This window comes from Brevibacillus sp. MER 51, from assembly GCF_023714195.1.
Classification (GTDB): domain Bacteria; phylum Bacillota; class Bacilli; order Brevibacillales; family Brevibacillaceae; genus Brevibacillus.
Genome location: NZ_JAMAUS010000005.1, coordinates 352,856 through 373,987 on the forward strand (window position 1 = coordinate 352,856; position 21,132 = coordinate 373,987).

A 21,132-nucleotide genomic window follows, 5' to 3' on the forward strand; every position below is an offset into this window, starting at 1 on the left:
TTCTTATAATTACGCTTGTTTTTTGATAGCGACCTCGGGATTGATTGGGGCAGCTCTTCGTTTCATGCGTACGGAAGACACCGTAAATACAATAAGCGCAGACCAGATGAGTCCAAAGCTAATGAGATGTGTTTGGGTGAAAGGCTCACCGAATAAAAATACAGCTGATAAGAGCGATATCGTAGGTGCCAAGTATTGGATGAAGCCCACAACGGAAAGTGGGAGCCTAGTCGTTGCTTGGGCGAACCAGTAGAGCGGCATGGCAGTAGCTACCCCCGCAAGCGTCAGCAATAAAAGTTGCCACCACGCTAAGGAAGTCATCGTCTCCGTCCCATTGACCTGTAGCATCAACAGATAACCGAAAGCAATAGGGGCCACAAACAGCGTCTCCCATGCCAGTCCGATCATCGCCTCCATTCGGACGAGCTTCTTCGCCAAGCTGTAAAAAGCAAAGGTCAGAGCAAGTGATAGAGAGACCCATGGAATCTCACCGTACTCGAAGGTGATGAACATGACTCCGAAAGCCGCGAGCATAAGCCCGAGCCATTGCCCAGCATGCATTTTTTCTTTTAAGAAAAGGACTCCAAGCAGTACGGTGATGAGAGGATTCATGTAGTAACCAAGACTCGTTTGCATGACTTGATCGTTATTCACTGCCCAGATAAAAATGAGCCAGTTTGCGCTGATTAGCAGTGAACATATCGCTAATGCTCCGAGCATTTTAAAACCAGTAACCGCTCTCCACATACTGCGCCAGCGTTTCGTTACCTGGATAATGATTGCAACAAAAATAATCGACCAGACGATTCGATGAGCGAGTATCTCCCATGCCCCCATTGCCTGAAACAGCTTCCAATAGAGCGGGAGTAAACCCCAAGCCAAATACGCCACAATTGCATAAATAATCCCCTGTCTCATCCTAGCTCCTCCATGTGTTTCGCCTTCTCTTTCTCTATAGACAACTTTTGAACTTATTATCTATGAAATAGTGTAACGGAAATAAGAAAAAACAGCTATGTATTCTCACGTAGAATAGCGCGTTCTTTACACTTTCATCCGTTACCATATTACCAATGCACGTAGCTAGCTAGTTACCTCAGTAGCATAGTAAAGTATGCACAAAAATTTTATTGTACCACTTTTATACCTGTAGTACAATAGTCATTATTCTTCCGAGTTTAGTCATACGAAAGGAACTTTTACTTATGACATACTGGCGATCTATCTTTTTAGTTTTACTCGGTGCGTGCAGCTACGGTGTCCTCTCGATCTTCATGAAGCATGCCTTTCAACTCGGCTTTACGCCATTTGAAATGAGTGGGAGTCAATTGATTTTTGGCGGCTTGATTATGACGGTCATGGCCATCCTTTTCTCCAAGCAGCGCTTTTCGTTTACGTATTTGTTGCTTTTGGCACCAGCCAGCCTGATGATGGCCTCAACCAGTCTTTTTTACCATCAGGCTGTTAGCCGGGTTTCTGCTTCACTCGCAATTGTTCTCCTCTTTCAGTTTACCTGGATCGGTGTTTTGCTAGAGGCGATTGTAGATCGAAAATGGCCGACCGCTGAAAAATGGGTGTCTCTGGTTATGCTTGGAGCAGGGACTGTTCTTGCAAGTGGACTAGGCGAAAGCGGTATTCAGAGCGTAGACATGGTTGGTTTGATCTTCGGTCTGATGTCTGGCGCGACCTTTGCCCTGGTTATTTTCTTCAGCGGGCGAATTCTCCCTGGAATGGATCCATACTTGCGAAGCGCGATTTCGATTAGTATGGCAGCCCTGATGCTCTCGATCGTTTATCCGCCGACTTTCTTGGTAAATGGTCAGCTTCTGCAAGGTTTGCTGCCGCTCGGTCTTTTGGTTGCGATCTTCGGTTCGGTCATCCCGATCTTCTGTTTGGCTGTCGGTGTGCCGCGGATCGGCAATGGACTGGCTACCATTTTAAGTGCAGTCGAGCTGCCCACAGTCGTGCTCTTGTCGAGCTTCGTGCTTCAAGAGACTGTCTCTCTCCCTCAATGGGGTGGCGTATTCATGATCCTGGCTGCCATTTGTGTACCGCAAGTAAAGTGGCGGAAACTATTCTCCCCTTCTCACGCCCTCGAGCAGGAAAGAATGTAGCGCCGATTTCTATAAACCACATACAAAAAGCGTGCAGACAAGCTGTTCTGCACGCTTTTTTTTGGTACACCCCCTTCATATAGAAGGAAGGTAGATTCTCTGCCTCGAATTTATTTGCGAAGACTGCCACTCAAAGGGGGAAAGGTATGGAAAAGCGGCATTCGGTGTTATTCCAGCAACTAGAGGATTATCGACAGGAGACGTTAAAAGCAATCGATGGTTTGACAAATGAAGATGCGAACATCATTCCTGATGGTTTCTCCAACAATATCTTGTGGAATCTGGGGCACATTTATCTCGATCAGTATTTATGGATCGCGCACCTTACAAAAGAAACGATCCCGCTCCCCCCTGGCTTCAAGGAATGGTTTAACTTCGGGACCAAGCCTGCTGACTGGAAAACACCGCCGCCGAATCTCGAAACGCTCGTTTCCTTATTACAAGAACAACCTCAGAAGATACAGGCTGCTTACAAGGACCGATTAGACGAAGAGTTTCCCGCAACAGAATCCGGCATGCATACGATTGCGCAAGTGCTAGTACGAACGATTTTTCACGAAGGGATGCACCTCGCCTCCCTCAATACAATCCGGAGGTTTCTAGGCAAATGACTCAGACTATAACGCCGATTTTTCGCATGTTTGACATTGAGAAGGCAAGAGAGTTTTATGTGGATTTTCTAGGTTTTCAGATTGATTGGGAGCATCGTTACGAGGATCATTTTCCTTTATACATGCAAATTTCCTCTCCATCGTGCACGATTCATCTATCCGAGCATCACGGAGATGCTTGTCCTGGCTCAGCGATTCGCGTACAGGTGGAAAACATTGAGCTTTTCCATCAGTCCCTGTTGCGTCAAGGATACAAGTACGCTTGTCCTGATTTAGAGGAGACGCCGTGGGAAACGCGTGAAGTGAGCGTGACCGATCCTTTTGGCAATCGCCTTCACTTTTATCAGCCTGTCGATCACTCGTAAACAAATACAAAGAAAGCCCAGCGACAGTTCCTTTACAGGAGCCACCGCTGGGCTAATTTCATTTAACATTTTGAACATAAATAGATGGGGCGATCGATGGGACTTGAACCCACGAATGCCGGAGCCACAATCCGGTGCGTTAACCCCTTCGCCACGACCGCCATATATAGGGTTTGCTTGGTGCGGTCGAGAGGACTTGAACCTCCACGGTGTTGCCACCACTAGAACCTGAATCTAGCGCGTCTGCCAATTCCGCCACGACCGCATATAAAAATGGTGGAGGCTGACGGGATCGAACCGCCGACCCTCTGCTTGTAAGGCAGATGCTCTCCCAGCTGAGCTAAGCCTCCACAATCCCCCGCTATTTCATTGGGGGCGTTTTGCTAGGTGACCCGTAGGGGATTCGAACCCCTGTATGACAGCGTGAAAGGCTGCTGTGTTAAACCGCTTCACCAACGGGCCAAGTATCATGGCGGATGGAGTGGGATTTGAACCCACGAGACGGTTCGACACCGCCTACACGATTTCCAATCGTGCTCCTTCGGCCGCTCGGACATCCATCCATCGAGCCTGCAAACGTTCGCTTCGGCAAGAATTAATCTATCATATTCACAACATGATTTCAAGTGATATTTTGAAAGTTTACGAAAAAAGGGAGATTGCCTAAAGCAACTTCACTTCCGGTTCAATATGATACAAGTAGTATTCCTTTACAAGACGGAGTGATGTCAGTTGTCAAAAAGAAAGCGCCGTTCAGTAGGCTTCCCCTGTTTGTACGGAAACTGGTGCGGGCCTGGATGCTCCGGGCCGGCTGCGCCGATTGATGATGTCGACAGATGCTGCAAGAGGCATGATTATTGCTATCAAAAGCACGGTTATTTTTCTTGTCACTGTGATCAGGAGCTCGTACGGTGCCTTCGAAATAAAGTAAATAGCTCAACGGAAAAAGGGAGAATGGCCGGACTCATCTCGAACTTTTTCTCTCGAACAGGGTGCTTTCCCAGCAATCCACGCTAGTTTTTTCTGAATCGTTCTCCTTGCCAGTTTTCATCCAAAAAACGGTAACAACTTGGACATAAATCAGTCATAATTCCCTTGTTTTTCCTTGTATTTTTTTGGTACTCTATTGAATGTCCAAGGAGGGTACACAGCGTGGAATTGCACATACGAACAGACGCCAGTGTGGCGCTGACGTTAAAGAGAGAAATTATTTGTCATGGTATTTCCCGTTTTTATGTCCGTCCATACGATGATGATCACGTTGAATTTATATTCCTAGCACTTTCAGAGCACCAGAAGAAGCTGCTGTCTTATTCACTACGAAATTACAGCTACTGCCTAACATATCTAGCTTAATCGTTCTACGGTCATTTTCCTCCCCTTTTTTAAAGGGGAATTTTTATTCCCTTTTTCGATATATCCAAAACGGCGAACATCGTCTGTGGTCAAGTTATACAAGGCATTCAAAAATTCGATTTGGAAACTTCCTGGCCCTACTCCTGCTGCTTTCTCGGCTGCCAACTGAGCAGCAACACCGTAGCATACCAATGCCGCAGCTCCTCCGATCAGCTTGTCATTTGAAATGGCTGCAAACGCTCCCATAACAGCCGTTAACAAACAACCTGTTCCGGTCACCTTCGTTAAGATGGGATGACCATTATGGATCGAATAAGTCGTTTCTCCGTCCGAAATCACGTCGACCTTGCCCGTAATCGCTACGATTGTCCCCAGCTTTTTCGCTGCTGCTCTCGCTAGGTTCTCGACATCTCCGCCTGCTTCCTTCGCATCTACACCTTTAATCTCCCAGCGTTCCCCTACGACATTGGCAATCTCGGCAGCATTTCCTCTAATCAAGGCTAGGTTGAGTTCCTGCGCAAGACGTTGACTTGTCTCGGTTCGATACGATGTTGCTCCCGCTCCCACCGGATCAAACAAAACAGGCACGCCATGCTGGTTCGCGGATTTTCCTGCGATCAACATCGCTTCGATCTCATGCTCATTCAACGTCCCTATATTCAATACAAGAGCTCCGGCAATCCTTGCCATGTCTGCCACCTCTTGTTTGGCGTACGCCATGACAGGTGACGCACCAAGAGCTAACAAACCGTTCGCTGTAAAGTTCGTGACAACTACGTTCGTTATGTTATGAACGAGTGGATTTTCCTCGCGCACTTTAGTTAGTAATTGCCCGATTGTCTCCAGAATCATGATCGTTACCCCTTTCCTCTTGAACAGCGAATCGTGGAATCATCTTGTATACCTCGATGACTTCTCCTAATATAGAATGCTCTTGCATGACGCCAATGATGATATACGCTTGCTTTAAGATGGGTAATTCGTGCATGTTAGCTACAATTTTCCACACTTTCCCATCCTCATCCGTCACGCTGGCACTGAAGGAGACTCTTCCCGCCCCTTCTTTCAAGATATCCACGGCATCAAGGACTCCGCATATTTTCATCCGATCATCTGGATGCATGATTCGGTTTTCCTCGACCCATTTTAGCTTCATTTCTTCTACCTTTAGTGTTTTCCATCGATCAAGGAACTCCCAATCTTTGGAATGCGGAAATATATGCTTCGTTTGCTCAAGGAAGGTGTTGTACTCTCCGTGTAGCTGATCTACATAATCATCTACATCCTCAGAAATCACGCGAATTGAATCTTCTCCGCATGTACGGATGTGGTGAGCCAGGTATTTGAAGGACTCGATCATGTCAAAGTTTCCCCAGCCCCAGGCCTGTTCGCCGAAAACTCCCCCCCGGGTTCGGCATTTTAGGCAGGTGAAGTAATAGTATGTAGGCATATCTGTTCCCCTATCTCCCCTATTTTGTCTCTCTTTTGGTATCGGTTGAGGAAGCGATGCAATTTATGTTACATTCGAACCTATTTTTTGAAACTTCTCAGCAATTTGTTCACAATTTAACTTCTGTAATTTAGTGTAAGTTAAATTGCAAAAGGTGGCTCCCTCAAAATTTTCAGGAAGCCACTCTTCATTATACTCCTTTTATGGCAATAAGAGGGTTACATTTTGCTACGACAGATGCAAGATTTGCTCCCACTACCGAATCGATGATTTGATCCACATCTTTATAGGCTTGCGGGCATTCATCAAGGATGGAAGCAAGCGAACGGTGATTCACCATGATCTCGTCTTCCTGTCCCACGCGCATTGCCTGCTCAAATTGATCGATGGTCACGAGCTCCTTGGTTGCTTTGCGAGAACGAACACGCCCAGCACCATGACAGATCGAATAAAAGTTTTTCGCACCGGCCTCCGATCCAACCATGATATAGGACGATGTTCCCATAGAACCGGGGATCAAAGCTGGATGTCCGGTTTCGCGATAAGCCTTCGGATTTTGGAAATGGCCTGCTGGCAACGCCTTCGTCGCTCCTTTGCGGTGGACGAGCATCGGTGTGTTGCGATGGAATTCTTTCAAGGCGTAATTATGCATCAGATCATACAGGACAGGTGTACGCATCTCACTACCAAAAACATCCCGAAATGCCTGCTCTACTGAAAATCCGATCATATGCCGATTCGTTACTGCAAAGTTCAGCGCGGAGTACATCAAATTCAAATACTGTTGCCCTTCCTCGCTTTGGATCGGAGCATATACCAGGCTCGGCTCAGGATTATGAATCCCCCATTTGTACATGGCTTCCTTGAAGCTTTTGGTATAATCCCGCCCGAGCATAGCCCCCCACGCACGCGAACCGGAATGAATCATGATGACGACCTGGCCGTCGAACAGTCCCCACGCTTTGGCAATCTCCCTGTTCTCCTCCGCGATCTCGATATGCTGGATTTCAATAAAGTGGTTACCGCCCCCCAATGTCCCCAACTGGCCCCACGCACGACTCCAAGATTTTTGCGGTATTTGCTCCAGGAAGGAATGGTCGAATTCAAATGTGTACTTTTCCACATGCGAGAAAGAACGGCTTAAAGTGTCGGGTGCTGCTTCTGTATCCGGAATATAGTTGCTCGGCAGCCCTTTTAAACCATGCTTCACCACTTCCTCCAAGCGAATATCCGTAAAATGCGTATGACCCCGCTCGTTTGTCGGGACGTACGCTTCGATCGCTTCGATCAATGCACGTTTTAGGCTCTTGTCTTTGAGGTCATCTCGATGCAACGGAGTCAGATGTACACGCATTCCACATCCAATGTCTGATCCGACGATGGAAGGCGAGACAAATCCATCGGCAAGATTCCAAACGGCTGTCGTCCCAATGCAGGTCCCAACGCCTACATGCGCATCGGGGGTATACGAAAAATAAACATTTCGCGGAATCCGCAAATTATTGTCTGCCATTTGATATACGCGTTCACCGAAGCTCGCAAAGACTTCGTCATTCGCAAAAACGTGCACTTCTCCATGCTCCAGCTTCACTTCACGATGGTTGTTTCCATGCAAAATTGTTTTCATTATCCAATTCTCCTGTCTCTCACAGCCTGCGCTGTTTTTCATACCCTTATTTTCCATCCGCGCATCTGGTTTGAACATGGTAAAAGTATTACGAATCTCTTTTTCTCATTGACTTCTCTTCCGCCTCTTCGTAATATGAGGACTAATTTGGAAATAAATGACGAATGAATAAGGATGAATGTAATGGCACGCGAAAGCTTTGACAAAGAGCTGCAATTGCTCCGTCTCCTGTTTTTGACCGCTGGTGCCTACAATCGGCAACAGTTAGCCGAGCGGCTCGGGATTTCCGTACATACGCTTGATAAAACGCTAAAAAAGCTGAAGGACATCCAATCGACCTTTTATCAGCATGTCGGGGATGAGGAGAAAAAAGAGTATTATGCACAGCTTCGTTACAACTATTTTGAGGTGACGGACAATTTCTTGATGTTTTTGTACCATGCGAAATCATTGAAGGATTCGGAAGTAGAACGACTGTCGCACATCTTGGAAAAGCTCAAGCAACAGCCTCTTTCCATTAAAGATTTGCTGGATACGTTTGTGGATACAGAGCCCGATGAAAAAACGATTCGTCAGGACATGAAATACCTCGAAGAAATTGGCGTGATAAAAAATGTGAGTGAGGTCAGGCCGTACATCTATCAATTCGACGGTGAGCTACTGGACTCGCTGACGGACGACGAGTTGTTGGATCTGTATGATTTCATCGACTTCATGGCCAATACACAACTTCCGGCTGTCCCTGGTTATCTTCTGCAAGAAAAAGTGAAGCGTTATCTCAAACATCGCTTGAAGCTAACCGATGCATCTGCGTTTTTGTACAAATATCATTTCGTCTCACGCATTCTCGATGAATATCAAGCTTTGCTTCTCACCGAAGCCATTCGTCAGCGAAAAATCGTTGAATTTCACTACTACACACCCAAACGCCGGAAGTTTTACGATTCCCAGAATACGAATCCGGCTTTCCAACGAGACACATCCGGGCGACATCAAAAAGTCATTCCACTCCGGGTTATTTTTGATCATCAATACGGCAGATGGTACTTGCTGGCCCAAGGATGCGGCAATGGTCCGCTGCGCAAATACCGCGTGGAAGGTATGACCAAGCTCGTAACAGGCAAATCCGTTACGCCGGAAATCTTCTCTTCCTTGCAAGCTAGTGCGGATGAGCGTATTGCCAACAGTTGGCTAATTGATACAGGAAAACTCGTAACCGTACGCCTGCGCTTTTTTCAGCCTCGCGACACGCCTCATTCCTTTATCCAAGAGCGAGTGGAGGCACAGGGGCAATGGGGGATTGTGACAGAAGAATCACGGGAGAGCTTTGTGTACGAGATAAACGTAAACAGCACGATGGAAATTACACCGTGGATTCGCAGCTTCGGTTCAAGCGTCGAAGTTCTTGAACCGCTGTTTCTTCGCAAGCAATTCCAAAAAGAATGGGAGGAGCTGCTCGCCTACTATGAATCTGTTTGATAAGATACATAATTACCAACTGGTGACACGGCTGGATGAAGCGGGTGTTTATCCGATAACCTCACACGAAAAAGCGTGGCTCGCCCTGATGCTGGAGAATCCATCTGCGGCAGAAATTTTCGAGCCCGCTACACTCGAAAAGCTTCACCGTTTGACACATCTGCCTGATAATAAATGGACCGAACAAGAACGGTTCGTGGAAAAAGCGCAAACTCAGGCCAAGCAGCTCTGGAGCCCACTCGTGCGTACCCTGCGGCGAATCATTCTCGGCAAGAATCACATAAAAATAACCGCAGCCACGAACAAAGGCCCGGTTTTTCGCAATCAACGTGGGGTTCCCTACAAGCTGGAATATTCACTTGCCAAGAAGGCCTGGTACCTGATCTGGTTGAACATGTCTTCCAATCGACTGATCACGACTCCGCTGCATCTCATTCGCTCCGTCGATGAGCTTTACATAGAAGATGGATGGTATGACAGTTTTTTGCCGACTATCTCGGAACAGATCCAGCAGCGCAAGCAGATGGCAAAAATCGTGATCATCCCTCGTTACAACGCTGAGCTCCAGCGCATATTGTACGCCTTTTCCTGCTTTGACAAAGCGGTCGCTTTTGACCCAGAATCACAGGTGTATACAATCACCCTGCACTTTCTATCCGACGAGCAGGAGTTTATTTTATCGCGCATTCGTTTTCTCGGCCTGCGTGTAAAAGTAGTAGAAAACGATCAACTCAAAAAGCGAATGGCAGAGTCGGCAACGAACGCCTTGGCAAGATATACCGAAACTCCACATTGATTGTCCCAAAAAATCAGGAAATCATACCCTATTCGATTTCCTGCATTTCCCTTATGATAATTCAGGTGAGATAGTAGCTAATCCAAGTCAGAGGTAGAAATGATGAAAACAACATGTAAAAAAGCGTCTCTCATATGTGGGCTATGGCTTAGTCTGTCGTGGCCGTTTCTTACGGAGCCGGCGCAAGCAGCAAGTGTCATCCAGGCAAAGGTGGTCGCAACCTCTCTGAACGTTCGCAGTGAACCAGCCCTCAATGCTTCCGTTGTCGCTACCGTGCCGCAAGGAGCCGTCGTGACCATTACGGATGAAGCATACGGTTGGGCAAAAATTAAATACAATCAAAAGGTAGGCTGGGTCGCAGGGTATTACTTGCAAAAAGGAGCGGTAACGAGTGCGAGGTCAGCTTCTTCACCAGCCAATACGGCGAGTACCAAAAGCCAGCAAGGCACGGTTTTGGCCGATTCGCTTCGAATGCGCAAAGGGCCAAGCACGAGCCATGAGATTGTCCTTTCGCTGCCCAGAGGAACCCGTGTAGATATTTTGAAAAAGCAAGGAGACTGGATCCAGGCGAGAACTTCCAATGGACAGACAGGCTGGGTGTCTGCGACATATATTGGCGATGCCAAAGCCAACGCCCCGGTGTCCAAAAGCACCAAATCGCCAGGCTTAAAAGGAAAAGTCATCGTCATCGACCCGGGACATGGTGGTTCCGATGTCGGGACACAGGGAACACAGTGGAATAGCATGGAAAAAACGTTGAATTACAAAACGTCCATGCTGCTCGCCAGTAAACTGCGACAACGGGGAGCGCAAGTGTTCATGACGAGGACAAGTGACACAGAAAAGCCTTCGCTAGCGCAGCGTGTCGCTTTTAGTGAATCAAAGGGAGCGGATGCCTTCATTAGCATTCACTACAATTCTTCTGTGAAGCCAAATAGCGGTACCCTCACGTTTTATTATTCGCAAGGCAAAGACGAGCCATTAGCTCGAGCGATTGAGTCTCGCTTGGCAGGTGGCATCGGTTTAAGAAGCAATGGCATTTCATTCGGCAACTATCACGTTCTGCGCGAAAACGATGATCCATCCGTCTTAATTGAGCTTGGGTTCTTATCGAATCCAAAGGATGAAGGAATCGTCCGTACGTCGTCCTATCAAGACAAAGCTGCGCAGGCGATTACGGAAGCTCTAGCGGATTACTTCGGTCGATAATCGTAAGGCTGGACGCTGTAGGAGAACAGCTTCCGCTCGAATTTCCCTTTGGGGCCAATGATCTGATACCAGGTCTCTCCGATCAACAAGTCGGTTGCAAAATCCTTGTCCAGCAGATTGGTGATCGTCTCCATGACCGCTTTCTCATTGTCTTTTTGAATTTTCAACGACAAGGCCAGGACGAAATACGCCTGGTCTTCTTCCATTTCCAGCAAATGCAGACGGGCTGTACCACGGCGTTTGGCATTGAAACCATCGATCACATGTAACAGACCCTTTTTTGCTTGCACTTTATACTTTGTCGCTTCCCTCCAAGAGGAAATAACCGCATCGTACAATGAAAAGGTCAGGATGAAATGGCTGGCGTAATCCTTCGGGTTAAAAGGCTCCGGTCCCATTTGCTTCTCATCCGCTGGTATGACGACGAATGCTTTGTAGTTGCTAAAAAACGGATCGCTCATGGCAGGTCCTTTCCTTCGAGAGTATCTGTGTTGGTTAGTATCCACTAGGAAAGCAGGATATTATGTACAAAAACGGTCATTAACGTTCAAAAGGCCAAGTCGACATGAAAACCGACTTGGCCTTTTGCTTGCTTTTGTATAGGCATGTTTTTCAACTGAATATCTACTCATTACCGGTGGGTCATCGAGACGCTTCCATGCCCGTGCTCCTCTTCCATGACCTCCATTCCTGCACCATGATTGACGGTCCAGGTGATGACTTGGCTGGAAATGACAACGGCCAAAATGGTATACATCATCTCTTTCATCGGTACGAACCAGAACGACATGCAAAGCACAATAACGTCCAGTAAAAGAAAGACCGTACCAATGGACAATCCCGTGTACTTACTGATCAACAGGGAGAAAATATCGTCTCCACCTGTCGCAGCTCCATAGCGCAGAACCAATCCGGTACCCAGCCCGGTCAATACACCGGACAAGACAGACGCCAGCGGCATCATTCTGCTCATATCCATGACAATCGGTGAAAATCGTTCAAACAAATCGTAAAACATGGTAAAAGCAAGTGATGCAAAAATGGTGTCCCAAATGAACTGGCGGCCTCTAACTAACCAGGCAACCAAAAACAGTGGAATATCCAGTAAAAGCATCACCATCGCTGGCGACAAGTCAAAGGCGTATTTCGCCAGTAACCCCAAGCCAACAAACCCACCTTCAGACAAATGGTTCTGAAAGTTAATGTGATAATACGCAAAAGCAAGTAAACAAGCTCCAAACAAAATCATACTGTAACGCTTAGATAACTGCAGCGCTCTCCTCATCATGGTTTCCTCGCATTTTTGTCGGTTTAGGCACAGACGACCAACCGACTACCGAGGAACATCGCAAGTATAAGTCGCTACTCATACAAAGGGCCCCGCTTTCGTAGTAGATTGGTCGTCTTCAGTGACGAGCGACTACTACGAAGCTAGATGTAGGAGAGGTCAAAACGTTTCCAGATCGTCCTATGGGGACGCATGGTATCCTGATCCCTTCCATGGCTTTTCTTGTATTATATCATAAAAAAGGTGAAAAGACGACTCGAAACCGTCTTTTCACCGAGCTAAAATCGGAAAGCTTGTCCTTTTAGCTCCACCGGAATCCCTGCTGTGACAAGAAAAACTTGATCGGCAACAGTTGCCACACGTTGATTCATCAACCCTGCCAAGTCACGAAACATACGGCCCAACGGATGTTGCGGGACGAGCCCGTCGCCTACTTCATTTGTCACCAGCAAAACGGTACCGGGGTAGTCTTTTAGCTTCTTTACCAGCACATCAACCTGCTGGAGCACTTTCTCAAATGGCTGCTCCTCTCCCTCATACAACAGCCAATTGGACAGCCAAAGGATCAAGCAATCAACCAAAATCACCGTCTGCTGTTCTTGTATGTCCTTTTGTGCTCCCAGCTTCGCAAGCCATTCTGTCAATGCGTACGGCTCCTCAATCGTTTGCCAAGGAAAGTTGGACTGCAAGCGGCGGTCGCGATGGTGCAAGATCCGCTCTTCCATTTCCTCATCAGTGATTTGTGCAGTCGCGATGTAAACACCCGAGGAGCCCAAATGAGCTGCGTATTTTTCGGCAAATGTGCTTTTTCCGCTGCGTGCTCCACCTGTAATCAGTACAATCATGCTTCTGTCTCCTTACACTTGCGATTGCAAAATAATTTGCGGCAAATGATGAACAGGATGCTCCATGACAATCGGTCTGGTTCCGTATACAGCCTCTATTCTGTCACTTTGCAAGATGTCTTTTGGTGTGCCGACGCTTATCTGCTTTCCTTTATGCAGCATCAGGATACGATCGCAGTATAAGGAGGCCAGATTCAGATCGTGCAGCACAGCAATGACCGTCACCTGCGTCGTCTTTTGCCATTTTCGCACAATGTCCATCAGTTGAATCTGATACCCGATATCGAGGTAAGTCGTGGGTTCATCCAGCAATAGCACCTGTGGTCGCTGGATCAATGCCTTCCCCAAAGCCACGCGCTGCTTTTCCCCACCGCTCAACTGATCCAGTGTGCGCTCTTCCAAATGTTCAAGACCGAGCATCTGGACGATTTCATCAATGAGCGATGCGACATCCTGCTTTTCTTCGCCCAGCCAATTTTGGTAAGGAAAGCGTCCCATCTCCAACACCTCTCGGACACGAAAGCCGACTGGCGGCAGACCCTCTTGCTCCAAAACAGCCAGTATTTTGGCAAGCTCTTTGCGTGGATAGGAAAGAAGCTTTTTCTCCTGAAGCAAAATGTCTCCGGCATCTGCCTTGATGACTCCTGAAATCATTTTCAGCAAGGTGGATTTACCGCTTCCATTGGGCCCGATGATGCCAAAAAATTCTCCCTTTTCCACGCAAAAATCGATTCCGTGCAAAACTGGCGTATCCTGATACGATTTCTGCAAGCTGCGCACATTGATCATAAGCTTACGTTACCTCTTCCTAAAGCGTTTATTTTGCTTCAATAAATAAGCGAAAAACGGTGCTCCCAGAAATGCTGTCACGACACCGAGCGGGATTTCTGTGGGACTTAGCAGCATTCTGGAGAGAGTGTCGGCCCACAGCACATAGATGCCACCGCAGATCGCAGCCATCGGCAGCAAAATACGGTGGTCAGGACCAACCAGCATACGGACGAGGTGCGGTACCACCAGGCCAACGAACCCGATAATTCCCGCGATAGAAACCGCTGCTGCCGTCAGAAGAGTCGAGACGACCAGAACCACCATCTTTGTTCGATCCACATGGACGCCGAGATGCGCAGCCTGCCGCTCGCCCAATGCAAAAAGGTTCAAGGAACGCGCATAGCTCACCAGCACCATTCCACCGATGACCAAGTACGGAATCAAGACGTACGTAAAGGCCCAGCCCCGAAATGACAGGCTGCCCATCAGCCAGAACACGATCTCATTCACCGTCTGATCGGATAGCGAAACCATAAAGGAAACGAGCGAGCCGAGAAAAGCCTGCACCACAACTCCAGACAAAATCAGGGTCTCTGTTTGGAGCTTTCCTTGCGTGTTCGCGAGTCCGAGTACGATCCATAGACTGAGCAGACCTGTAAGAAATGCGACGACAGGCGTGCTCCATGCACCCAAAAAGCTGATTTGCAAGCCAAACAGGATCAAAAAGGCCGCTCCGACAGCAGAACCTGATGCCACGCCCATCGTAAACGGATCGGCGAGCGGATTGCGCAAAACTCCCTGAAAGCCCGCTCCCGCAAGCGACAAGCAAGCCCCAATCAAGACAGCCAATACAACGCGTGGAAAACGAACCTTCATGACAATTTGCTCAGATGACTCTGGCCACGCTTCGGCAATCCAGTCAGAGAAGCCCGGGATCTGCTGGAGCAGGATGAGCCATACTTGTGAGATCGGGAGTTGTGCCGCCCCCATCGAGATGCTGATGACTATTGATGCCAGAAGGACAAGACAACTGACTCCTCCCCATATGAACAATCGTTTCTTCATTTTATTTCACCAAGTCAGGGTAAATCGCCTTGGCTACTTCGATCAAGCCTTGTGTAATGCGCGGACCAGGACGGGACAAAATATTTTGGTCCATGCCAAAGATTTGTTTTTCACGAATCGCCTTCATTTTATCCCAACCATTGCGATTCGCGATCATATCCTCCAGCTTGACGCCGGTCTTTTCATCGGTAATTCCGCTCGCATACAAAATGACGTCTGGGTCGTTTTGCAAAATCTTTTCTTCACTGATCGGATTCCAGCCTTGGGTGTCAGAAGCAATATTTGTCGCTCCAGCCAGTGTGATGAGTTCGTCCATGAACTCGCCTTTTCCGACTGTCCAGCCTGGGGAGAATTCCAGGTATACCTTTTTCTTCTGTTCCTGTTTTACATTTTTCACTGCATCTTGAACGTACGCGATGTCTTTCTTCATTTGCGCGACGACTTTTTCGGCTTGTTCCTGTGTATTCGTGATAACTCCCATTGTTAAAACATTGTTAAGGATGTCATCCATCTTTGTCGGATGGGTAATGTAGACGGGCATTCCGAGAGATTTTAGCTTGTCAGCCACTGGCTTCTCCATCGAAATCCCACCGACGACCATATCCGGCGTTTGAGCGAGAATGGCTTCTTCATTCGGTTTGACGACGCCGCCAATTTTCGGCTTTGCCTTCGCCGCTTCTGGATAATCGTCATAGTCTGAGACAGCTACGATCCGATCTTCCAAGCCTAATGCGAACAATATCTCTGTCTCGGCAGGTGATGTTGAGACGATTCGCTCAGGAGCTTTTGCAAAAGTTACTTCTTTTCCAGTCGCATCCGTGACTGTCAATGGATACGTTGTTTGTTTTGCAGGCTGCTCGGCCGCGCTCTCTTGCGGTGTTGTCTGCGGTGCACCTGTTTGTCCACCTGGTGCTGGCTGGCTATTATCATTACCCGCACAACCCGCGAGGCTCACCGCTACCAGTAGTGGGATCATGAATCGCAATGAACGTTTCATATGTAGAACTTCCTTTCTTCATGTCTGATTGACTGTACCTTCCAATAAAAAAAGCGACCCTTGCTTCCATTCGGAAATCAAAGGGTCGGCACCTCAGGGCAAACAGACAGGATGGTCTGCTTCCTGAAATAGGCCGATCCTTTCCGCGAAGGCAACAGGCACGAAAACAAACAGGCAGGTCTCCTGGCTTACGGCTGAGGAACGAGCCGATTTACAGTGGCGGGACCGCGTCGGATTTTCACCGACTTCCCTTTTCACCCGATCTTTTTAAGAAAAGACGAGGCACCTATTTGCTGTTACGTTTGAAATTGTCACAGTCCATGATTCATCCTACATCATAGCATTCCTTGGATGAAAAAAGAATGACAAACACGTAAGCCAATACTTTCTTGCCTGCTAAAAATGAAAAACGCCTGAACAAAAGGTTCAGGCAAATGTAAAGCTTTTCGCAGGCTACTCTCGTTTGTGCAAATAAACCAGAATGCCCATGGAGCATACTTGCAAATCGAGCTTGAGTACTTCGAAAACGTCGTGGTCACCACTGATGCCTTGTGACTGTAGATGATCCGAGATTCGTTCAAACAGCGTACGAGACAATTCTTCATAGGTTTGTCCAGCAGCAATCGCTGACTCTCCTTCCTCAACAAACACAGGGAGCCACTCACGTATTTGGCGGTACACATCATCTACCTGCTCAGACATCCCATAATGACCAAAGTAAATGCGATTTAGCTTGCGTGCTTCAAAACGGCTTAGAGACGCTAGCATGGCATCGGGGTCAAACTGATTCGGGGAAGTAGATGGCAGCACGAGGTGTATGCCATCCTTTTGAAGCTGTGGATAAAGTACACCTGCCGTATCCCCTGTGAACATGCCGCGGCTTACGGGATCGTAGATGCTGAAATGATGATTGGCATGTCCCGGCGAATCCAGAAACTCTAACACGCAATTTTCTCCGATCTTCAGTGTATCCCCGTCGCCGCGAATCAAAAGCCTCTCCTCAGAAACTGCCACGATCGGATCGAACAATCGATCAAAATCATCGTGATAAACCGCTCTCGCCCCTGCGATCAGTCGGCTCGGATCTACGAGATGACGTGCACCTTTCGGGTGGACGACGACCTTTGCGTTTGGACAATCCTTCAAAAACAGTCCTACTCCTCCTGCATGATCCAAATGAATATGTGTCACAATGATGTATTTTACTTGTTCCGGCGTATAACCGAGCTTGGCGAGACCGGCCTTGATGTATGGGACAGAGGGGCTTGGTCCTGTTTCGACCAAAGTCAGTTCTTCTTCAGCGATGACATAAGTCCCCGTACGCTCTGGCCAGCCCATATCGAAACCGTCTATCAAATGAATGCGCTCCCCTAAGTAAATAGGCTTTGATGATTGCATGTAAATGCTCCTCCTTTTCGAAAACTATTTTGTTGCGAGAATATTTACACTTTATCACCTATTTGGGAGGCGCTGGTGAAAAACAACACAAAATCTTCATATTTTTTTCGTAATATAAGGGCAGTAAAAAAATCCCATTACTTGGAGGGGTGCAAAAATGGGTCAGCTTTTTTCCGAGTTACGACCTGAGCATGAGAAGTTTATCAAGAAGCAACGGATGTTCTTTGTTGCCTCTGCTCCAATGGACACAGATGGTCACGTGAATCTTTCACCGAAAGGGTACGATTCTTTTCGCATCATATCGCCTACGGAGGTCGCCTATTTAGACCTGACTGGAAGCGGAAATGAAACCAGTGCACATCTGCAGGAAAATGGCAGGATTACTCTTATGTTTTGTGCCTTTGAAGGCCCTCCTCTCATCATGCGCCTATTCGGCAAAGGAACGGTTATTCTCCCGGATACGCCTCGGTGGGATGAGCTCGTAAAGGACTTCCCTCTTCTGCCCGGCGCTCGTCAAATCATTTCCGTAAACGTACAGGAAGTAAAGACTTCTTGCGGCTGGGCCATCCCCTTCTATTCCTTTTCAAAAGAACGCGATACCCTGCAGAAATGGACCTTGGCGAAAGACGAAGAGGAACTGCTTGCTTATCAAAAGGAAAACAACGTAGTCAGCATGGATGGCTTGCCAACACCCTTGGGACAAAAGCTTTTTCCCGCAGTAGGCGGGGATAACGAAGCGTAAAACGCAAAGAAGCTGCCTTTCTCGCAGCTTCTTTTTTGGAAACCTCTTTACTTGCTCGTATAAATCGCCACTGCATCGCGGAGAAACTCGGCTACACCTGGCTGCTCCTTGTCATAGTAAGCGGTAAAACGCGTGTCATCTACATACATCTGGGCCACACCTGCGTGGGCTTCCTTACTGTAGCTGTCCCAATAAAAACTCAGCCATTGACGGTGAAGATCTGCTGCTTTTTGCGCTAATTCATGAGCAGGGTCGCCTGTCGAAAAAGCCTGCGACAACGTCTCGTGCAGCTCTGCGTTCAATTTCTCCAGCGCGGCATATTGTTCTTCTGTCATGCCTTTGACCTTCTGATTCGATTTTTCGATTCGGTCACTTCCATATTTTGCACGAATTTCTTCTCCGTATTGCGCCTCGTTGTCGTCAATCAACTTTTGCTTGAAGCCTTCAAATTTTTGTTTGTCACTCATCGTTTTGGTCCCCTCTCTTTGTGCTAATGTCAAATCGACATTGGCGATTAACGCATCCAATTGCGCTCGCCTTTCCAGGAGCTTCTCGCGGTGCTCCAGCAGTGCCCGGTCAGCATCAAAGGTTGGTGAATCCAGGATCTCCTTGATTTCCTCCAAGCTCACCCCCAGCTCGCGGTAAAAAAGGATTTGCTGCAATCGATCAACCTCTTGCTGTCCGTAAATGCGATACCCTGACGAATTGATTCTCGCCGGCTTGAGAAGGTCAATTTCATCGTAGTATCGGAGCGTCCGGGTGCTGACACCCGCCAGGAGTCCTAGCTTTTGCACCGTATATTCCATGTTCATTCCTCCTGACAAATTGATCGTACACATTTACGGACCGTCAATGTCAAATACATTTTCACAAAAAATTGGCGTTACTTCATTTTCATTATTTGCTAAAATATAGGTAAAGTCATACAAGGGGGGACTTCGATGCTCTATATCATCGGCTTCATTGTAGCTATAGTCGGTGCCGGATGGGGATTAACAGGGCTGCTCAGTCTCAAAGCCAGAGATAAACATGCCATCACCCATTACACTGATGATGCTTATGCCCAGCAAACCTTGTTCCAGATGCATAACAACCCTACCCAAGGCATGTAAAGATAAAAAATGGCTGCCCGCATCGTGTGCATGGCAGCCACTTTTCTTTTTTACAGAGCTTGGAATGTATCAGTCAATACCGGTACGATTTGCTTCTTGCGGGAGACAACGCCCTTCAGAACAGCTTTGTTGTCCACCAATGTTACTTGGTATGCTTTTTCTACTGCTTGTGTTGCACTGCCGAGTGCAATTGCAACAGAATCGTTATTCAAGATATCCGTTACTACAAACACGAACAGGTCCAAACCTTTTTCAGCGATGTTTGCGTTCATAGCTGCTTCCAGTTCGCTTTGGCGTGCAAGTACATCATTGACATCCACTGCATTAACTTGTGCGATTTCTACTTTCGCATTGCCCATTTGGAACTCTTTTGCATCCAATGTGAGCAATTGTGCGATTGTTTTGTCGCTCAGGTCTGCCCCCGCTTTGAGCATTTCCAGGCCGTATGCTTCCAGATTGACACCCGCGATTTCAGCCAGCTCATGAGCAGCCGCTACATCTTGCTCCGTGCACGTTGGGGATTTCAACAGCAACGTATCCGAAATGATAGCAGAAAGCATCAAGCCCGCCATCTCTTTTGGAATGTCTACGCCGTTTTCTTTGTACATTTTCTTCAAAATGGTAGTCGTGCATCCAACCGGCTCGGCACGGAAGTAGAGAGGATTGCTCGTCTCAAAGTTCGCAATACGGTGATGGTCGATCACTTCTACCACTTGCACTTGCTCAATGTCATTCGCGCTTTGTTGGCGCTCGTTGTGGTCTACAAGGATCACTTCATTAACTTCATTCGCCACTGTCTCTACGAGGCGCGGCTCTTTTACTTGGAAGTAGTTCAACACAAATGCCGTTTCGCTGCTGATTACACCCAGACGTACAGGCTCTACATTTGCGCCCAGTTTTGTTTTCAAGTCAGCATACACAAGTGCTGAACAAATGGAATCTGTGTCTGGATTTTTATGACCGAAGATTAGTTTTTTTTCCATCATCCATACTCCTTAATCTTAATTTGGCTTCCAAATTATACCACAGCTTAGCGGATATGCCCAAGATACATTATAGGTTCAAACTCGGTCGTTGGAAATAAGGTTTTGAAGAACACTCCGTAATGAATGGGAGGCGAAATAAAATGAGAGTGGCAGCTTTATATGACATTCACGGGAATGTACCTGCCCTACATGCAACATTGACAGAACTCGAAGTTGTGAAGCCTGATCTTATTGTCATCGGGGGGGACACCATCTCAGGCCCAATGCCCGTCCAAACACTTGAAATACTCTTCCAATTGGATACACCTGTGCAATTCATTCGTGGTAATGGCGATCGTGAAGTACTCCTCACTTTTGACGGTGAGGCTCAGGCCTTGGAAATGTCCGATTCTGTGCGGGAAATCACGTCTTGGGTTGCGGAGCAATTGAGCCGCTCTCATCGTGACTTTCTTTCGCGGCTCCCTCTTACCTACACGTTAACACGCGAGAATTATGAGGACGTACTTTTCTGCCATGCCATTCCCACCAATGATGAATATATTTTCACCCCACTCACTCCTGATACAGTTGTGGCCACTTACTTTGAGCGGACGCTGCAACGAATAGTCATCTGCGGTCATACGCATGTCCAATTTGAACGTCGTCTTGGCGATCTGCGTATCCTCAATGCAGGAAGTGTGGGCATGCCGTTTGCCAACAAACCAGGGGCATATTGGTTACTTCTTGATGGTGACAGCTACGAGCATCGCTTTACACCCTATGACGTAGAGGCTGCTGCAAAACAAATCGCTTCCACGAACTATCCGCAAGCTCAGAAGTTTGCCGAAGAGAATGTCCGAAAGATACCTACGGCTCAAGAAGCAATGGAATTTTTAGAGGCACTTGCACAAAAAAACCGACCCTCTGTTTATTGAGGGTCGG

22 protein-coding genes, 5 tRNA genes and 1 riboswitch are annotated in these 21,132 nt (G+C 47.5%); of the genes, 9 read left to right on the forward strand and 18 right to left on the reverse strand.

The features are described from left to right. Window positions 1–9: 9 nt before the first annotated feature. Entirely contained in the window at window positions 10–918 is a 909-nt protein-coding gene (gene rarD / locus M3630_RS13875) for an EamA family transporter RarD (protein WP_251252465.1), read from the reverse strand. Window positions 919–1,205: 287 nt separating this feature from the next. On the opposite strand from rarD, the gene M3630_RS13880 reads away from it, so the two are divergent. The 3 genes from M3630_RS13880 to M3630_RS13890 all read left to right on the forward strand — a co-directional run bounded on the left by M3630_RS13880 (window position 1,206) and on the right by M3630_RS13890 (window position 3,090). Then, complete coding sequence (locus tag M3630_RS13880) at window positions 1,206–2,114, forward strand: EamA family transporter (protein WP_221869075.1); 909 nt, start codon at window positions 1,206–1,208, stop codon at window positions 2,112–2,114. 146 nt (window positions 2,115–2,260) lie between these two features. Beyond that, window positions 2,261–2,725, forward strand: a complete 465-nt coding sequence (locus M3630_RS13885) for a DinB family protein (protein WP_173608267.1) — start codon at window positions 2,261–2,263, stop codon at window positions 2,723–2,725. Then, complete coding sequence (locus tag M3630_RS13890; RefSeq protein ID WP_251252466.1) at window positions 2,722–3,090, forward strand: glyoxalase superfamily protein; 369 nt, start codon at window positions 2,722–2,724, stop codon at window positions 3,088–3,090. Before M3630_RS13885 ends, M3630_RS13890 begins: the two co-directional genes overlap by 4 nt. Before the next feature lie 85 nt (window positions 3,091–3,175). Here the strand turns inward: M3630_RS13890 and M3630_RS13895 are convergent. The 8 genes from M3630_RS13895 to M3630_RS13935 form a co-directional block, all read right to left on the reverse strand. Beyond that, window positions 3,176–3,251 (reverse strand) — tRNA-His (locus tag M3630_RS13895). A gap of 17 nt (window positions 3,252–3,268) precedes the next feature. After that, window positions 3,269–3,355 (reverse strand) — tRNA-Leu (locus M3630_RS13900). A 9-nt stretch (window positions 3,356–3,364) separates the two neighbouring features. Beyond that, window positions 3,365–3,440, reverse strand: a tRNA-Val gene (locus M3630_RS13905). 38 nt (window positions 3,441–3,478) lie between these two features. Then, window positions 3,479–3,552 (reverse strand) — tRNA-Glu (locus M3630_RS13910). An 8-nt stretch (window positions 3,553–3,560) separates the two neighbouring features. Continuing rightward, a tRNA-Ser gene (locus tag M3630_RS13915) sits at window positions 3,561–3,653 on the reverse strand. A gap of 784 nt (window positions 3,654–4,437) precedes the next feature. Beyond that, on the reverse strand, window positions 4,438–5,298 hold the full coding sequence (gene thiM, locus M3630_RS13925) for a hydroxyethylthiazole kinase (RefSeq protein ID WP_251252468.1): 861 nt from the start codon (window positions 5,296–5,298) through the stop codon (window positions 4,438–4,440). Further along, a complete protein-coding gene (locus M3630_RS13930) occupies window positions 5,264–5,806 on the reverse strand; it encodes a hypothetical protein (RefSeq protein WP_229088094.1) in 543 nt (180 codons plus the stop codon). The genes thiM and M3630_RS13930 overlap by 35 nt, the downstream gene beginning before the upstream one ends. A gap of 280 nt (window positions 5,807–6,086) precedes the next feature. Continuing rightward, on the reverse strand, window positions 6,087–7,523 hold the full coding sequence (locus M3630_RS13935; RefSeq protein ID WP_251252469.1) for an RtcB family protein: 1,437 nt from the start codon (window positions 7,521–7,523) through the stop codon (window positions 6,087–6,089). 183 nt (window positions 7,524–7,706) lie between these two features. On the opposite strand from M3630_RS13935, the gene M3630_RS13940 reads away from it, so the two are divergent. From M3630_RS13940 to M3630_RS13950, 3 genes are all read left to right on the forward strand, one after another. Further along, window positions 7,707–9,002, forward strand: a complete 1,296-nt coding sequence (locus M3630_RS13940; RefSeq protein ID WP_251252470.1) for a helix-turn-helix transcriptional regulator — start codon at window positions 7,707–7,709, stop codon at window positions 9,000–9,002. Further along, the gene (locus M3630_RS13945) at window positions 8,989–9,798 is read left to right on the forward strand and encodes a WYL domain-containing protein (protein ID WP_221869070.1); all 810 of its coding nucleotides are present in this window, start codon (window positions 8,989–8,991) and stop codon (window positions 9,796–9,798) included. The genes M3630_RS13940 and M3630_RS13945 overlap by 14 nt, the downstream gene beginning before the upstream one ends. A gap of 102 nt (window positions 9,799–9,900) precedes the next feature. Then, window positions 9,901–11,007: an N-acetylmuramoyl-L-alanine amidase family protein gene (locus tag M3630_RS13950; protein WP_251252508.1), complete on the forward strand. Its 1,107-nt coding sequence runs from the start codon at window positions 9,901–9,903 to the stop codon at window positions 11,005–11,007. Here the strand turns inward: M3630_RS13950 and M3630_RS13955 are convergent. The 7 genes from M3630_RS13955 to M3630_RS13985 all read right to left on the reverse strand — a co-directional run bounded on the left by M3630_RS13955 (window position 10,992) and on the right by M3630_RS13985 (window position 17,371). Beyond that, entirely contained in the window at window positions 10,992–11,468 is a 477-nt protein-coding gene (locus M3630_RS13955) for a hypothetical protein (protein WP_251252471.1), read from the reverse strand. The two genes, M3630_RS13950 and M3630_RS13955, sit on opposite strands and share 16 nt — an antisense overlap. Window positions 11,469–11,638: 170 nt before the next feature. After that, complete coding sequence (locus M3630_RS13960; RefSeq protein ID WP_173608275.1) at window positions 11,639–12,295, reverse strand: YitT family protein; 657 nt, start codon at window positions 12,293–12,295, stop codon at window positions 11,639–11,641. Between the two features lie 278 nt (window positions 12,296–12,573). Then, entirely contained in the window at window positions 12,574–13,140 is a 567-nt protein-coding gene (cobU, locus tag M3630_RS13965; protein ID WP_251252472.1) for a bifunctional adenosylcobinamide kinase/adenosylcobinamide-phosphate guanylyltransferase, read from the reverse strand. Between the two features lie 12 nt (window positions 13,141–13,152). Beyond that, on the reverse strand, window positions 13,153–13,929 hold the full coding sequence (locus M3630_RS13970) for an ABC transporter ATP-binding protein (protein ID WP_251252473.1): 777 nt from the start codon (window positions 13,927–13,929) through the stop codon (window positions 13,153–13,155). Window positions 13,930–13,938: 9 nt separating this feature from the next. Continuing rightward, window positions 13,939–14,976, reverse strand: a complete 1,038-nt coding sequence (locus M3630_RS13975; protein ID WP_251252474.1) for a FecCD family ABC transporter permease — start codon at window positions 14,974–14,976, stop codon at window positions 13,939–13,941. Between the two features lies 1 nt (window position 14,977). Then, entirely contained in the window at window positions 14,978–15,973 is a 996-nt protein-coding gene (locus tag M3630_RS13980) for an ABC transporter substrate-binding protein (RefSeq protein WP_251252475.1), read from the reverse strand. 156 nt (window positions 15,974–16,129) lie between these two features. After that, a riboswitch (cobalamin riboswitch) is annotated at window positions 16,130–16,278 on the reverse strand. A gap of 148 nt (window positions 16,279–16,426) precedes the next feature. Beyond that, window positions 16,427–17,371: an MBL fold metallo-hydrolase gene (locus M3630_RS13985; protein WP_251252476.1), complete on the reverse strand. Its 945-nt coding sequence runs from the start codon at window positions 17,369–17,371 to the stop codon at window positions 16,427–16,429. A gap of 157 nt (window positions 17,372–17,528) precedes the next feature. Between M3630_RS13985 and M3630_RS13990 the strand changes: the two genes are divergently transcribed. Beyond that, entirely contained in the window at window positions 17,529–18,113 is a 585-nt protein-coding gene (locus M3630_RS13990) for a pyridoxamine 5'-phosphate oxidase family protein (RefSeq protein ID WP_251252477.1), read from the forward strand. A 47-nt stretch (window positions 18,114–18,160) separates the two neighbouring features. Here the strand turns inward: M3630_RS13990 and M3630_RS13995 are convergent, their stop codons facing one another. After that, complete coding sequence (locus M3630_RS13995; RefSeq protein ID WP_251252478.1) at window positions 18,161–18,919, reverse strand: MerR family transcriptional regulator; 759 nt, start codon at window positions 18,917–18,919, stop codon at window positions 18,161–18,163. Window positions 18,920–19,054: 135 nt separating this feature from the next. On the opposite strand from M3630_RS13995, the gene M3630_RS14000 reads away from it, so the two are divergent. Then, window positions 19,055–19,225 (forward strand): hypothetical protein, encoded by a 171-nt coding sequence (locus tag M3630_RS14000; RefSeq protein WP_016738742.1) that lies wholly within the window; start codon window positions 19,055–19,057, stop codon window positions 19,223–19,225. Window positions 19,226–19,275: 50 nt separating this feature from the next. Here M3630_RS14000 and M3630_RS14005 read toward each other — a convergent pair whose 3' ends face one another. Next, the gene (locus M3630_RS14005; protein ID WP_173608389.1) at window positions 19,276–20,208 is read right to left on the reverse strand and encodes a manganese-dependent inorganic pyrophosphatase; all 933 of its coding nucleotides are present in this window, start codon (window positions 20,206–20,208) and stop codon (window positions 19,276–19,278) included. A 143-nt stretch (window positions 20,209–20,351) separates the two neighbouring features. On the opposite strand from M3630_RS14005, the gene M3630_RS14010 reads away from it, so the two are divergent. Continuing rightward, entirely contained in the window at window positions 20,352–21,125 is a 774-nt protein-coding gene (locus M3630_RS14010; RefSeq protein WP_251252479.1) for a metallophosphoesterase family protein, read from the forward strand. Window positions 21,126–21,132: the final 7 nt, after the last annotated feature.